The 13,854-nt window shown below is 72.2% G+C and carries 12 protein-coding genes; 9 read left to right on the top strand and 3 right to left on the bottom strand.

Annotated elements, in window-relative coordinates:
* Positions 1-73: 73 nt before the first annotated feature.
* Entirely contained in the window at positions 74-1,702 is a 1,629-nt protein-coding gene (locus AB0F70_RS03265; protein WP_357443509.1) for an FAD-binding oxidoreductase, read from the top strand.
* On the opposite strand, the gene AB0F70_RS03260 is transcribed toward AB0F70_RS03265, so the two are convergent.
* Positions 1,703-2,404 carry a 4'-phosphopantetheinyl transferase superfamily protein gene (locus tag AB0F70_RS03260; protein WP_357443507.1) on the bottom strand — a complete coding sequence of 234 codons (702 nt, stop codon included), beginning with the start codon at positions 2,402-2,404 and terminating at the stop codon, positions 1,703-1,705. It abuts the gene before it with no gap.
* A 164-nt stretch (positions 2,405-2,568) separates the two neighbouring features.
* Between AB0F70_RS03260 and AB0F70_RS03255 the strand changes: the two genes are divergently transcribed.
* The 7 genes from AB0F70_RS03255 (at position 2,569) to AB0F70_RS03225 (ending at position 9,297) form a co-directional block, all read left to right on the top strand.
* Positions 2,569-3,303 (top strand): SDR family oxidoreductase, encoded by a 735-nt coding sequence (locus AB0F70_RS03255; RefSeq protein ID WP_357443505.1) that lies wholly within the window; start codon positions 2,569-2,571, stop codon positions 3,301-3,303.
* 88 nt (positions 3,304-3,391) lie between these two features.
* Complete coding sequence (locus AB0F70_RS03250) at positions 3,392-4,585, top strand: MFS transporter (protein ID WP_357443503.1); 1,194 nt, start codon at positions 3,392-3,394, stop codon at positions 4,583-4,585.
* Between the two features lie 12 nt (positions 4,586-4,597).
* Positions 4,598-5,323, top strand: a complete 726-nt coding sequence (locus AB0F70_RS03245) for an HAD-IA family hydrolase (RefSeq protein WP_357443501.1) — start codon at positions 4,598-4,600, stop codon at positions 5,321-5,323.
* A complete protein-coding gene (locus AB0F70_RS03240; RefSeq protein ID WP_357443499.1) occupies positions 5,299-6,327 on the top strand; it encodes an ROK family protein in 1,029 nt (342 codons plus the stop codon). The genes AB0F70_RS03245 and AB0F70_RS03240 overlap by 25 nt, the downstream gene beginning before the upstream one ends.
* Positions 6,324-7,511 carry an alcohol dehydrogenase catalytic domain-containing protein gene (locus AB0F70_RS03235; protein ID WP_357443497.1) on the top strand — a complete coding sequence of 396 codons (1,188 nt, stop codon included), beginning with the start codon at positions 6,324-6,326 and terminating at the stop codon, positions 7,509-7,511. Before AB0F70_RS03240 ends, AB0F70_RS03235 begins: the two co-directional genes overlap by 4 nt.
* Entirely contained in the window at positions 7,511-8,326 is an 816-nt protein-coding gene (locus tag AB0F70_RS03230; protein ID WP_357443495.1) for an SDR family oxidoreductase, read from the top strand. The genes AB0F70_RS03235 and AB0F70_RS03230 overlap by 1 nt, the downstream gene beginning before the upstream one ends.
* Positions 8,326-9,297: an alpha/beta hydrolase gene (locus tag AB0F70_RS03225; RefSeq protein WP_357443493.1), complete on the top strand. Its 972-nt coding sequence runs from the start codon at positions 8,326-8,328 to the stop codon at positions 9,295-9,297. Before AB0F70_RS03230 ends, AB0F70_RS03225 begins: the two co-directional genes overlap by 1 nt.
* A 17-nt stretch (positions 9,298-9,314) precedes the next feature.
* On the opposite strand, the gene AB0F70_RS03220 is transcribed toward AB0F70_RS03225, so the two are convergent.
* Positions 9,315-11,216 carry a BTAD domain-containing putative transcriptional regulator gene (locus AB0F70_RS03220; protein ID WP_357443491.1) on the bottom strand — a complete coding sequence of 634 codons (1,902 nt, stop codon included), beginning with the start codon at positions 11,214-11,216 and terminating at the stop codon, positions 9,315-9,317.
* A 250-nt stretch (positions 11,217-11,466) separates the two neighbouring features.
* Positions 11,467-11,832, bottom strand: a complete 366-nt coding sequence (locus AB0F70_RS03215) for an Rv2175c family DNA-binding protein (RefSeq protein WP_357443489.1) — start codon at positions 11,830-11,832, stop codon at positions 11,467-11,469.
* A gap of 125 nt (positions 11,833-11,957) precedes the next feature.
* On the opposite strand from AB0F70_RS03215, the gene pknB reads away from it, so the two are divergent.
* Positions 11,958-13,832, top strand: a complete 1,875-nt coding sequence (pknB, locus tag AB0F70_RS03210) for a Stk1 family PASTA domain-containing Ser/Thr kinase (RefSeq protein WP_357443487.1) — start codon at positions 11,958-11,960, stop codon at positions 13,830-13,832.
* Positions 13,833-13,854 lie beyond the last annotated feature (22 nt).

Genomic DNA, 13,854 nt, shown 5'->3' with positions numbered 1-13,854 from the left:
GGTTCGAACCTTTCTTGACCACGCTCCTGGAGCCTGGAGATCGGTTCGTCCCCCCAAGGATCGAGGTAGCAAGATGAAAGACACCACGCGGCGTGGATTTCTGGCCGGAGTGGGTGGCGCCCTGGCGGGCGGCGCGGCGGTGGTCGCCGCGCCGCTCCCGGCCGCCGGCAGGCCGTCGGCGCCGGTCGGCAGGACGTCGGTGGTCGCCGGCCGGAGCCCGGCCACGGCGGGCGCCGTCGTCGTGGGCCCGGGAGACGTGCGCTACCCGAGCCTGGTGCGTGGCGCCAACCAGCGGTTCGCCGGCTCGCCCGGCCGGGTGGTGCTCCCGTCCGACGCCGCGGAGGTCGCCCGGTACGTCGGCGAGGCGGTCAGCGGCCGACGGCGGGTCGCCGTGCGCAGCGGGGGCCACTGCTACGAGGACTTCGTGGCGAACGCCCAGGTCAAGGACGTCATCGACATGTCAAGGATGGCCGGCGTCTCCTACGATGCCGACCACGGCGCGTACGCGGTCGGCGCGGGCGCCTCGCTGGGCGCGGTGTACGGATCCCTGTTCAAGGAGTGGGGTGTGACGATCCCGGCGGGATCGTGCCCCTCGGTCGGGATCGGAGGCTTCATCCCGAACGGCGGCTACGGTCCGCTGTCCCGCCGGTACGGCCTGACGGCGGACCACCTGTACGGGGTCGAGGCAGTCGTCGTCGACTCCGTGGGGGACCCGAGCGTCGTGCTCGCGACGCGCGACGACGTGGGCGACCTCGGGGACCTGTGGTGGGCGCACACCGGCGGGGGCGGCGGGAGCTTCGGCATCGCCACCCGCTACCTGTTCCGCTCGCCGGACGTCGCCGCCCAGGCGCTGCCGCAGCCACCGGCCGAGGTGCTGCTGCGGACGGTGGTGTGGCCGTGGGCCACCCTCGACGAGCGCACCTTCTCCCGGCTGGTCACCAACTTCGGCACCTGGCACGAGGCCAACAGCAGCCCCGGTACGCCGGAGTGCAGACTGTTCGCCCAGCTCAAGCTGCTCGCCGTGAACGAGGGGGTCGTGGCGTTGTCGGTCGAGCTGGACGCGTCGGTCGCCGGCGCCGAGGCGGTGCTCGACCGGTTCGTGGCGGCGGTCTCGGCCGGTGTCGGAACCGCGCTGGGCGCACCCACGATGCGCCGGCCGTGGCACCACTCCCTGCAGTGGGAGGGGTTCAGCCCGAAGAACCCCACCGTAATGCGCTTCAAGATCAAGTCGGCGTACATGCGCGCGAGCTTCCCGCCCGAGCAGGTGGCCGCGCTCTGGCGGCGACTCTCCGCACCCGGCCCGGCGCACGGCACCACGCTCGTGACGATCGCCTCGTACGGCGGCCAGATCAACGCCGTCGACCCGGCGGAGACCGCCACCGTCGCGCGCGACTCGATCATGAAGCTCCAGTACATCGGCCTCTGGGAGCAGAGCGCGGACGACGCCGCGGTCATCGACTGGGTTCGCACCACCTACGCGGACGTGTACGCGGCGACCGGGGGCGTCCCGGTCTCGGACGACGTGACCGACGGGTGCTACATCGGCTACCCCGACAAGGACCTGAACGACCCCGCCTGGAACACGTCAGGAGTGCCGTGGCACGACCTGTACTTCGGCAGCAACTACCCACGCCTCCAGGCGGCCAAGCGGACCTGGGACCCGCGCGACGTGTTCCGGCACGCGCAGTCCGTCCAGCGCTGATCAGCCGGCGGGCGGTCCCGCAGCCGTCTCAGCAGGCAGTACCAGCGCGGTGACCACCACGCCGTTCCCCCGGGTCCAGCGGCCGCTGAGCACCCGGGGGAGCGGAGCGGTGTCCGCGCGGCGGATGCGCGCCAGGAACGTGCCGCCGGTGCTCAGCTCGATGCCGACCTCCTCGAAGCCGAGCCACTCGTGCCGCAGCGGGTACCACGCCTTGTAGACCGACTCCTTGGCGCTGAACAGCAGCCGCTCCCACGGCGTCACCGCGTCCAGCGCCGCCAGCCGCTCGATCGTGTGGGCCTCGCCGGCGTCCACGACGGACCCCACCACGTCCGCCGGCAGGGGGGCGTCGGTCTCGACGTCGATCCCGATCGCGAGCGTGCCTGCCGAACGGGCCGCCACCGCCACCGCGAGCCCTGGGCAGTGGCTGATGCTCCCCACCACGCCGTCGGGCCACAGCGGCTCCCTGCGCGGCCCGGGCAGCAGGGACCAGTCGTGGTGCCCGAGCTCTTCGAGCACCGCGTGCGCGCACGCGCGGCCCGCCGCGAACTCCCGGCGGCGCGAAGGCACTGCCGCGGCGATGACACGAGCCTCCGCGGGAGTCAGCGGCGATGACGGCGTCGCGGCACCCCAGAGGGTGTGTACCGCGGGCCCGGGACCGACGGCCCGGCGGACGAGACCCGCCGACTCGCTGAGCTCGACCACGCAAACCGCCTCAGGCTGGACAGGCAGGGGACCGGCAGGGACTGGCGCCGACAGAGCGATGATGGCACGTCCGCGGGGCCGGAAGGAGGTGTGTCTCCAGGTGAGCGGTGCGGATTGGGCGCTTCTTGGTCAGGGCTTGGTCGGTCCGCCAGAAACTCGGTCCCATGGAACTAGAAGGCAAGAACGCGCTCGTCACCGCCGGCTCGCGAGGCATCGGCCGCGCCATCTCCCTCGCTCTGGGGGAACGCGGCGCCAACGTCGTGGTCAACTACGTCGCCAGTGCCGAGGCGGCGAACGAGGTGGTCGAGGAGATCGGCGCTCGTGGGGGCAAGGCAGTAGCGGTCCAGGCGGATCTCGGCGTCCCCGAGGACGTCGCCCGGCTGTTCGAGGAGGCCGAGGGGGCGTTCGGTGGGCTCGACATCGTGGTGAACAACGTCGGGATCAACCTCGTGGCGCCGCTCGCGGAGACCACAGAGGAGGACTTCGACCGGACCGTTGCCGTCAACTTCAAGGGCTCGTTCCTCGTGCTGAAGAACGCCGCGCGGATCGTCTCCGACGGCGGCCGGATCATCAGCATCTCGACGGGGAACACCCGGGTGACCATGCCGATGATCGGCGTGTACTCGGCGACCAAGGCCGCCGTCGAGCAGATGACGTACTCGCTCGCCAAGGAGGTCGGTGGGCGGGGTGTCACGGTCAACGTGGTGCTGCCGGGCCTCACGGACACCGAGGGACTGCGCCCGGAGATCCGGGAGCACGCGGACGGGATCATCGGTATGACGCCGCTCGGCCGGATGGGGCGTCCCGAGGACATCGCCGACGTCGTGGCGTTCCTCGCCTCGGAGAAGGCTCGCTGGGTGACCGGCCAGGCCATCGGCGCCTCGGGCGGCCTTTCCTGATCAGCACGTCCGTCCGTCTTGAAGGGGTCGCGCACGGCCGCCCGCCGGCCGTGCGCGCACTGGGGGAAGTACTGGGGGAAAGGCCGTCATGAACCGAGCTGTAGCCGTCCTGATGTTCTCGTTGTTCTGCATCGGCAGTGCGGAATTCGTCATAGCGGGCCTGCTGCCCGGAATCTCTGACGACCTGGACGTGTCGATCGCCTCGGCGGGCCTGCTGGTGAGCGCCTATGCGTTGACCGTGGTCGTCGCGGGCCCGGCGCTGACCCTGCTGACCAGCGGGCTGCGGCGCAAGCACGTGATGGTGGGGCTCATGGTCCTGTTCGCCCTGAGCAACCTGCTGGGGGCGGTCGCGCAGGACTACACCGTGCTCATGGTGTCGCGAGTCCTGAGCGCGCTGGCGCACTGCACCTTCTTCGCGCTGTCGCTCGTCGTCGGCACCAGCACGGTCGCGCCCGACCGCCAGGGATCGGTGATCGCCAAGCTGGCGATCGGCCTGAACATGGCCAACGTCCTGGGCGTCCCGCTCGGCGTGCTGCTCGGCACGGAGCTCGGCTGGCGTTCGGTCTTCTGGGTGCTCGCCGGGTGCGGCGTCGTCTCCGCCTGGCTCGTCACGGTCCTCGTGCCGGCCGACCAGCAGGCCGAGCCGCCCGCCGGCGTGCGGGCCGAGATCCGTACGCTCGGCCGCAGCCGCGTGCTGATCGCCGTGGCCATCAGCGCGCTCGGGTGTGGCGGCACGTTCACCGCCTACACCTACATCGCGCCGCTGCTGGAGGACGTGAGCGGGTTCCGCAGCGGCGCCGTCGGACTCCTGCTGCTGCTGTTCGGCCTGGGGACGTTCGGGGGGAGCGTCGTCGGCGGCAGGCTGGTCGACCGCGCGCTGATGCCCGCGCTGACCGGGCTGTTCGGCACGCTGGCCCTGGTCCTGGGACTCTTCTCGGTGCTGGTCGCGAACCCGTGGACCGCTGCGGTGGGCCTCGTCCTGTTCGGCGCGGCCTTCGGGGCGATCCTGCCGGGGCTCCAGGGGAGGGTGATGCAGGCGGCGGACATCAAAGCGCCAACCTTCGCGCTCGCCGTGAACATCGCGGCCATGAACGTCGGGATCACGTTGGGCTCGTGGCTGGGCGGACGGGTCCTGGAGGCCGGCCTCGGCCTGCAGGCAGTGGTCCTGACCGGCTGTGCCGTCGCGGCGGTGGGCTTCCTGGTGGCCGGCATCGAGCTGCTGCGCGACCGGAACCGGACCGCGCCACAGGTCGCGGACGCGCAGAGCACGCCGGCCCACTAGGAGGCATGCCGGATGCAGCAGGTAGGCCGCACGCAGGACCATGCACAGGATCGTGCACAGGACCATGCAGAGGACGATGTGCAGCAAGGCGGGGCGGCGGTGTGGTCCGCCGCCGCGCTGCTCTGCGACATGGACGGGACCCTTGTCGACTCGACGCGAGCCATCGAGCAGGTCTGGGCCGCGCTCGCCGTCCGCCACGACCTGCCGCGCACCGAGGTGCTCGCGGCTCTTCCTGGGCGTACCGCCCGGGACATCCTGCGGCTCTTCCTCGACGACGACCGGGTCGTCGAGGAAGAGGCCGCCCGGGTCGAGCGCGGTCAGCTCGCGGCGCCCGGGGTCGGGCCGATCCCCGGCGCGCACCGGCTGCTCTCCGGCCTGCCCGCGGACCGCTGGGCGGTCGTCACGGCCGCGCCCGAGGCGGTGGCTCGCGCCCGCCTGGTGGCGGCGGGCCTCCCGGAACCGAAGGTGCTCGTTGCCGCGGAGTCGGTGACCTCCGGCAAACCGAGTCCCGAGGGCTACCGGCTCGCCGCCGAGCGCCTCGGCCTGCCGTGCGAGCGGTGCGTGGTGCTCGAGGACGCCGCCGTCGGGGTGACGGCGGGGCATGCTGCGGGGGCCCGGGTCATCGGGATCGGGCCGGGTGCGCAAGGGGCCGACGCCGTCGTGCCCGACCTGCTCTCGTTCACCGGGCTCGAGGTCATGGGGGAGGAGATCCGATGGAGCCTCGGCGTGCAGCGGTGACCCCGACGGCGCAGGTCGAGACGGCGCGGATCGAGACGGTGCGGATCGACGTGGGCGGCACCTGGATCCGCACCGAGTCCGACGGCGTGAGGCGGCGGACGCCCGCTCCCAGCAGGATCAACCATCCCGACGTGCCCGCGACGGTCCTCGTGGACCGGCTGGTGGACCACCTGATATCGGTCGCGCCGGAGGCGGGCCGGGTCGTCGTCTCGCTCGGGGCCGCGATGGACGACGTCACGGGTACGGTCCGCGGGTCCGGGCCGATGTGGGGCGACTGGCTGATGGACCGCGACCTCGTCGGCATGCTCCGGCAGGCCCGGCCAGGCGTCGCATGGCACGTCTTCAACGACGTCACGTGCGGGCTTGCCGACTTCGCCGACTCGGTGGCACCGGAGTCTCCGGCGAGCGTCGGCTACCTGACCGTCAGCAGCGGCATCGGGCTCAAGATCGCGGACCTCGGCACTGGAACCGTCAAGGTCGACGAGGACGGGCTGCAGGGTGAGGTCGGCCACCTGCCCGTCGCGCTCGCCCCGGAGACGGCGGCGCTCGGCCACCTGCCGTGCGAGTGCGGAGGGACGGGGCACGTGGCGTCCGTCAGCTCCGGCCCGGGCATCGCCCGGGTGGCGCGGACCCTCGGCATCGGCAGCTACAGCACCGAGTGGTTCCGGCAGGCGGTCACCACGGGGGACGACGACGCGATCGCCCTCCTGGCGACCGTCACCCGCCCCGTCGCCGAGGTGCTGCGAGCCATCTGGGTGACCCAGCCGTGGGTCACGGTCATCGGGATCGGGGGAGGCGTCGCCGAAGGGCTCGGCGAGCCCTACCGGACGGCTCTCCTGCGACACCTGCGGGGAGCCGGCAGCTATGCGGCGGGCTCGCCCGACGCCTGGGAGCGCCGTGTCCGGCTCCTGGACCACCCCGGCGTCGACGTGCTGCGCGGGGCGCAGCTCCTCGCCGAAGGATCACTCGTCGTCACCAGGGCTCAGGAGGCCGATCACCGATGACAAAGAACCTGGCCATCCGGCGCTTCCACGGCGCGAGCGCCGTCGCGGACCTGCCGGTGCCCGTCCCCGGGCCGGGCGAGGTGGTCCTTGCGCCCGAGGCCGTCAGCCTGTGCGGTACCGACCTGCAGATGCTGCGCGGGATCCGCGACGACCCCTCGGCGGTGCTGGGCCACGAGGGTGCGTGCCGCGTCGCCGACGTCGGTCCAGGCGTCACCGCGCTCGCGGTCGGTGACCGCGTGACGGTGAACCCGACCCATCCCGGCGACCCGACCTTCCTGCTCGGGCACAACGTCGAGGGGCTGTTCCAGCAGCGGGTGCGGATCGCCGCGTCCGCGGTCGCCGCGGGGCTCCTGGTCCCGATCGGCGAGGACCTGGACCCGGCCACCGCTACGCTCATCGAGCCGCTGGCCATCACCGACTACGCCCTGCGCTGTCTTGTTGACTCTCCTGCCGGACCCAGAGCGGGCGGTCCTGCCGGACCCGGCGGGGCCGACGCTCTGGTGATCCTCGGCGACGGGCTCGTCGGCAACCTCGCCGCGGTCCGCGGAGCCGCCCGCGGCCTGTGGTCGCGGGTAGTGCTCGCCCACACGTCGGAGCCCGGGCTGCAGTGGTCCCTCGACACGTGGGGCGAGCAGGCCATCGAGCACGTGCTGGTCGACGACGTCCCGGCCGCCGTCGGCAGCGACCGGATCCACGCCCTGGTCGCCACGCACCGGGACCGCACGCTGGACCTCGTGGACCTGCTGGCGGGCCCCCTCGGCGACAGCACGACAGCAGTGCACGTCACAGGCGGCGTACCCGCCGACGCCCGTCCCGTGAACCTGCCGGGCGTGGACCTCGTCGGCGTCCGAGCCGCGAACACCGGTGGACCCTGGCCGCCGCGCCGGACCGTGTGGGAGTCCGGCGAGCGACGGATCCGGCTCACGGGGAACCGCGGGGTCACGAGCGCGGCGCTGGCCGCGGCCGCGGCCGAGCTCGTGACGTGCGGGCCGGAGCTGGCTCCGCTGATCACGCACCGCACCGACCTCGAGGGCGGGGCGGACCTCATGAACAGGATGGTCTCGGCGCGTTCCCGCCACATCGACGACCGCCTCGTGATACGTCTGGTCGTCACGGTCAACCCGGATCCGCGCACTCCCGCGCCGGCCACGAAAAACGCCCCGGAAGACGCTGAGGAGAACTGATGGTCGAGACCGCGCTCGTCACGGGTGCCAGCTCCGGCATCGGGAGATCGACGGCCCTGGCGCTCGCCGCTGCCGGGTACCGCGTCCTGGTGGGATACGGCGGCAACGAACGGGCAGCACAGGAGGTGACCGCCCTGATCGCCGCGCGAGGTCTGCCCGTGGCCACGGCGGTGCACGTCCCGCTCGACACACCGGAGGGGGCGCTCGCGGCCGCCCGCCGCGTGCTCGACGCGCACGGGCCCGTCCACGTCCTGGTGAACAACGCGGGCGTCAACCGCCGCGCGAGCTTTCTCGACGAGGACCTTGCCGCGTGGCAGGAGGTCATGAACATCGACCTGGTCGGCCCGTTCGTCCTCGCGCAGCAGGTCGCCAGGCAGATGGTGGACGCCGGGATCCGTGGCCGGATCGTCAACGTGACCAGCGTCCACGAGCGCATCCCGATCACGGGCGGCACCTCGTACTGTGTGGCGAAGAGCGGCCTCGGGATGCTGACCAAGGTCATGGCGCTCGAGCTCGGCACGCACGGGATCACCGTCAACTCGGTGGCGCCGGGGGAGACCGCGACGCCCATGAACGGCCAGCCGCTGGGGACCGACCCGCACGAGCTCGCCCGGCCCGCGCTCCCGGCCGGGCGGCCGGGCGACCCGGACGAGGTGGCTACCCTCATCGCCTACCTGTGCTCTCCGGGCGCGGGTTACGTCACCGGCCAGTCGTTCGTGATCGACGGCGGGCTGGAGCTCGTCGCGGCGGACGCGAACGTCTCGCAGACGCCGGTGCCGGTGCCCGCGTCGGCGCTCTCCCCGGAAGCCGGCTGATGCGGCGGACGCTCGAAGCCGCCGACCGGGGCGGCGGGTTCGTCTCGCACGCGTTCCCCGAGCTGGTGGTGGACCTCGGCGAGATCCGCCTGAACTACGCGGTCGCCGGCGACCCGTCGCTGCCGCCGCTGCTGCTGGTCCCCGGCCAGACCGAGTCGTGGTGGGGGTACGAGCGACTGATGCAGCTGCTGCAGGACCGGTTCCGCGTCTACGCCGTCGACCTGCGCGGGCAGGGCCGCTCGACCTGGACGCCGGGGCGCTACACGCTGGACAACTTCGGCAACGACCTGGTCCGCTTCATCGACCTGGTCGTCGGGCAGCCGGTCGTGGTCAGCGGCAACTCGTCCGGCGGGCTGGTCGCCGCGTGGCTGACCGCCTACGCCAAGCCGGGTCAGGTGCGCGCCGCCGTCCTGGAGGACCCGCCCCTGTTCGCCTCCGAGATCGACCCGGCGGTGGGCCCGGGTATCTCGGGGGGCATCGGGCCGCTGTTCGAGCACTGGCACACGTGGCTCGGGGACCAGTGGTCCCGCGGTGACTGGGAGGGAGCGCGGCGGTCGCTCGCGACCGGTCTCCCGCCCGAGCTGCTGCGCGGGCTGGCGGCGATGGAGCCGCCGTCGGAGGAGTCCCACGGGTCGGTGGCGCCGCAGAACCTGCGTGAGTACGACCCGGAGTGGGGCCGTGCCTTCGTCAGCGGCAGCGTGTGCGCCGCCGTCGACCACGAGCGCATGCTGTCGTCGGCGGCCGCACCGATCCTCCTGACGCACCATGTCCGGCAGCTCGATCCCGTCTCCGGCCGGCTCCTCGGTGCCCTCTCCGACGAGCAGGCCGCCAGGGCCCGCGAGCTGGTCGAGTCGGCCGGTCAACGCGTGTCGTACCAGTCGTTCCCGGACGCGCCGCACGCCATGCACCGCATCGATCCCGAACGGTTCGCCGAGGCCCTTACCGGCTGGTACGCGCAGCTGCGTCCGTGACCGTCACCTCCCGCGCGTCAGGCGACGTGGGCCGGTGACCGAGGCGCGTCGTCCGACGCCGGCGCGCTCCACCGGGCGCCGAGCGACGTCCACTGCCGCACGTCGGCCGGGACGTCGAGGGCGTGCGCGGGCTCGTGGCGCAGCAACGCGTGCAACCTGACGAGCTCCGGGAAGCGGTATGCCGGCGGACCGTCCGGGCGCGGCTCCGCGACGGTGAGGAGGCTGGCGTCGACCAGCTCGGCCACCGGGCACTCCGCGTTGGCGAGCCCCGTACCGAGGAACTGCGCGGCGTCCTGCATGGTGAAGTCCGGGCCGTCGATGGCACACAGCCGCCGGAAAGCCCAGCGGTACGCGGGTGCCAGCCGGAGATAGGCGTCCTCGAGCGAGGCGCTCGGGTCCAGTCGTCGCGTGACGAGCTCCTGCAGCCGCTGGTCGCGGTCACGCATGCGGTCGACGAGCTCCACGACCCGCCACGAGGGACGCGCGGCAAGCTTCTCGGCGGCGGCCCGGATCGCCAGGGGAAGGTTGTCGCACAGGCGCACCAGCTCGTGCGCCGCACCCGGCTCCTTGGCGACCCGTGAGTCACCGGCCACCTGACGCAGCAGATGCACGCCGTCGGCGACCGGAAGCGGACCGACCTTGACGCGCTGTGCGCCCGCCAGACCTTGCAGACCGACCCTGGTGGTGACGAGAGCCGCACACCCCGGACCCGCCGGGATCAGGTGGGCCAGCGTCTCGACGTGCACGGCGTCGTCGAGGACGACGAGGACCCGCCGCCCCGAGGTCCAGCTCCGGTACAGGCCCGTGCGTTCGGACAGCGTGTCCGGCACCTGGCTCTTCGGTATGCCGAAGGCGAGCAGGAAGTGCTCGAGCACGTCGAAGGGGTCGACGACGGGACCGAGCGCGGCGAAGAGCTGCCCGTCGGGAAACTCCGGCCGCAGCTCGTGTCCCATGTGCGTCGCGAGCATCGTCTTGCCCGCACCGGCCGCCCCCTTGAGGACGACCACACGAGGCGCGTTCCCAGCGGATCTGTGGTGCACGAGCGCCGTCAGCTCGCGGCGTTCGGACCGCCGTCCCACGAAGTCGCCGCTGTCCGGGGGGATCTGCGCGGGTGCGATGGTCAGGAACGGATCGGCGGGCCGCGGCGCCTCGACCTGCACCAGGGGCGTGGGGTCGAGAGTTCCCTCGATGATCTGCTTCTGGAGCTCCACCAGCCGCGGGGACGGGTCCAGCCCGAGCGTCGTGACCATCCGGTCACGCAGATCCGTGAAGACGGTGAGCGCGCGGCTGCGGTCGCCGGCTCCGCTGAGGGCCGTCATGAGCTGGGCATGGAAACCCTCGTGCAAGGGGTTGGTCGCGGCGAGCAGCTCCAGCTCGGGAAGAAGGTCCCGGTGCTCGCCGAGGCCCAGGGCGACGTCGATCGTCTGCTCGCGCAGCCGGAGCTGGTCTCCCTCTACCCGCGTGACGATCGGTTGCAGCAGCGGCCCCAGCCGGACGTCGGCAAGCATCGCACCGCGCCACAGCCCCAGTGTCCCGCGCCACCGGTCCAGCGCTCCACGCGGGTCACCGCCGCGAAGCTCGGTCAGCCCCTGCTGGACCGCGGTCTCGAACTCCCAGTAGTCGAGCTCTCCCGGCTCGACGCGGATCTTGTACCCGAGCGGTGACGACTCGATCCTGCTCGTCTCGGCACCGGGGCAGTCCAGGTGCTTCCGCAACGTATAGATATAGGTCTGCACCGTCTTCCGTGCGAGCTTCGGCGGGTGGGCGTCCCAGAGCTCGTCCACGAGCGAGCTCACCGTGACGGTCCGGTTGTAGTTGAGCAGCAGCATGGCGAGGACCCGGCGGGGCATCGCTGCCGAGATAGTTCCGCAAGCCATCGGGCCCTTGGCCTCAAGAGGCCCCAGGATCTGAAACTGCACGCTTCCTCCTGTGCGGTCGTCGCGGCACCCCGTTGCATGGTCGCAGGACCGCCGGGCCGTTGAGGGGCCAGAGTTGGTCAGCACGACCCATACCCGAGGGTTGGTTGGGCTGAGCGCGACTCCCGTGGCGAGCTCAAGTCATAACGTAGGGAGCGCTATGTACGACCGCAATGAAAATTTGACCCGAAGGGAAGAAATCACCCGCGCACCGTCGGCGTTGGTTATCAACCTTCGCCGTTGGCCCGTGCGGCTAGAGCAGGGTCTGCGCCACCCGGCGCACCGCTGCGCGCTTGCCGCTGATCAGGGCGTCGACCGGGGGCTCGCCGAGCTCGTCGTTCGGCGTGAACAGCCACTCGAGGATCTCCTCGTCGCTGAACCCGGCGTCGGCCAGCACGATCACGGTGCCGCGCAGGGTCGGGATGACGCCGGGGCGTCCGTCGACCTCCGGCAGCACGAACTTGGCTGGCACCTGGAAGATGGTGCGCTCGCCGCGCTTGATACCGACTACGTGCTGGTCACGGACCAGGCCACGGGCCTTGCCGACCTCGATGCCGAGAATCTCGGAAAGGTCGGGCAGGTTCAGCCATTCGCCAACGAGGGCGTCGAGATCTGTCACGGTAGAAGGGTATGCGACCGGGCACGGGCCTGGGCGCCGCAACGATCCGGCAACGGCCTGGTGTCCACAATGAGAGTTCCGGTCCGGGCGTGGGTGGTCACCCGTACACTCCCACCGTGGCTCAGGTGACGGCAGACCCTCTCATCGGCCGCCTGGTCGACGGGCGGTACCAGATAGTCGCGCGCGTGGCGCGTGGCGGCATGGCCACGGTGTACCGCGCGCACGACAGCCGCCTGAACCGCGAGATCGCCCTGAAGGTGATGCACCCCCACCTGGCGGACGGCGAGCAGGCCGCGAGCTTCCGGGAGCGCTTCGAGCGTGAGGCCCGCTCGGCGGCGGGGCTGCAGCATCACGGCGTGGTGGCGGTCTACGACCAGGGCACCGACGGCGACATGCGCTACCTGACGATGGAGTACGTGCCGGGCACCAACCTGCGCCACCTGATCAGCAGCGGCGAGCTCACGCTGCGCCGCTCGTTCGCGGTCCTCGACGTGGTGCTCTCGGCGCTGGCCGCCGCGCACGCCAAGGGGATAGTGCACAGGGACATCAAGCCCGAGAACGTGCTGCTGGAGGCGGGCACGGGCCGTCCGAAGGTCGCGGACTTCGGCCTGGCCCGCGCCATCTCCGAGGTGTCCAACACCACGACGGGCACCGTGCTGGGCACCGTCGCCTACCTCGCTCCCGAGACGATCTCGACCGGGCACGTCGACATGCGCGCCGACGTGTACGCCGTCGGCATCCTCGCCTTCGAGATGTTCACGGGCCGACTGCCGCACGCGGGGGAGGGGCCCATCCAGGTCGCGTACGCGCACGTCAACAGCGACGTGCCACCCGTGAGCGCGTTCGCGGGCCATCTGGGCCGCCCGCTGGACCTGCTCGTCCGTGCGCTCACCGCCCGCGACCCGGACCGTCGCCCGCGCGACGCCGCCGTCGCGCTGGACGCGCTCCGGAACGCGTTCCAGCAGATCCCGAACGAGGTGCTGGACATACCCGCCAACGCGGCGCCGCCGCCGTCGCCGGCCGCCGTGAAGGCGGCGCGTACCGCGGTGGTGGAGCGGCCGGCCGCTGGGCGCTGGGTCGCCCAGCAGTCGCCCCCACCTCCGCCGCCGCCCGTGGAGAAGCCCCGCCGGGGCAGCAAGATCCTGCTGGCCGTCGCGCTGATAGCCGTCCTCGCCGGCGCCTGGTGGTACACCGAGAGCGGACCGGGCGCCTACTCGGTCGTGCCCCACGGCGTGGTGGGTGCCAGCGAGCAGGCTGCCGAGGAGGCGCTGACCGCGGCCGGGCTGAAGTCGTCGAGCGAAGAGCAGCACGACTCCGACGTGCCGGAGGGCGAGGTCATCTCGGTGGTGCCCGACGAGGGGCAGCGCTGGCACCGGGACCAGCCGGTACGCCTCGTGGTCTCGCTCGGGCAGGAGCTGGCCGAGGTGCCGGCGGGCCTCGTCGGCATGCTGGAGGACGAAGCGCGGTCCGCCCTGCAGGGCGCGGGCTTCACCGATATCGAGGTCTCGCGCGAGTACACGAACGACGGCCCGCGGAACGAGGTCATCTGGGCCTCGGTCCGTGACGGCATGGTGCCGGCGGACGAGCACGTCCGGCTCACCGTCTCGGACGGCCCGCCGCCGGTCGTCGTGCCCGACGTCGCGGGGATGGAGGTCGACGACGCCACCGGCACGCTGAGCGCCGAGGGGTTCAAGGTGGCGCGGGAAGACGCCTTCGACGAGACGGCGCCGGCCGGCACGGTGATCCGGACCGACCCCGGCGAGGGCAAGGGCGCCGCGCAGGGCGGCACCGTCACGATGGTCGTCAGCATGGGCCCGGAGGGCACCGTCCCCGACGTCGTCGGCATGACCGTCGAGGAAGCGCGGGGACTGCTCGAGAAGGCCGGCTACGACGTGGACGTGCGCGGCTTCGGCGAGCTGTTCGGCGGCGTCCTGGAGTCGGATCCGGCCGCGGGGGAGCAGCTCGAGCAGGGCGGCGTGGTCACGATCTGGACCCTGTGACCTGGACCCTGTGACCTGACTC

Origin of the sequence: Promicromonospora sp. NPDC023805 (assembly GCF_040639635.1) — a bacterium.
Classification (GTDB): domain Bacteria; phylum Actinomycetota; class Actinomycetes; order Actinomycetales; family Cellulomonadaceae; genus Promicromonospora.
Note: the sequence above shows the minus strand (reverse complement) of the source record. Positions and strands in the feature narration are given on the sequence as shown.

Excerpts from the sequence above, each read along its gene's own strand:
- AB0F70_RS03255 (WP_357443505.1), top strand. The coding sequence starts at position 2,569 with ATGGAACTAGAAGGCAAGAACGCGCTCGTCACCGCCGGCTCGCGAGGC.
- AB0F70_RS03225 (WP_357443493.1), top strand. The coding sequence starts at position 8,326 with ATGCGGCGGACGCTCGAAGCCGCCGACCGGGGCGGCGGGTTCGTCTCG.
- AB0F70_RS03250 (WP_357443503.1), top strand. The coding sequence starts at position 3,392 with ATGAACCGAGCTGTAGCCGTCCTGATGTTCTCGTTGTTCTGCATCGGC.
- AB0F70_RS03235 (WP_357443497.1), top strand. The coding sequence starts at position 6,324 with ATGACAAAGAACCTGGCCATCCGGCGCTTCCACGGCGCGAGCGCCGTC.
- AB0F70_RS03230 (WP_357443495.1), top strand. The coding sequence starts at position 7,511 with ATGGTCGAGACCGCGCTCGTCACGGGTGCCAGCTCCGGCATCGGGAGA.
- AB0F70_RS03245 (WP_357443501.1), top strand. The coding sequence starts at position 4,598 with ATGCAGCAGGTAGGCCGCACGCAGGACCATGCACAGGATCGTGCACAG.
- AB0F70_RS03240 (WP_357443499.1), top strand. The coding sequence starts at position 5,299 with ATGGAGCCTCGGCGTGCAGCGGTGACCCCGACGGCGCAGGTCGAGACG.
- AB0F70_RS03265 (WP_357443509.1), top strand. The coding sequence starts at position 74 with ATGAAAGACACCACGCGGCGTGGATTTCTGGCCGGAGTGGGTGGCGCC.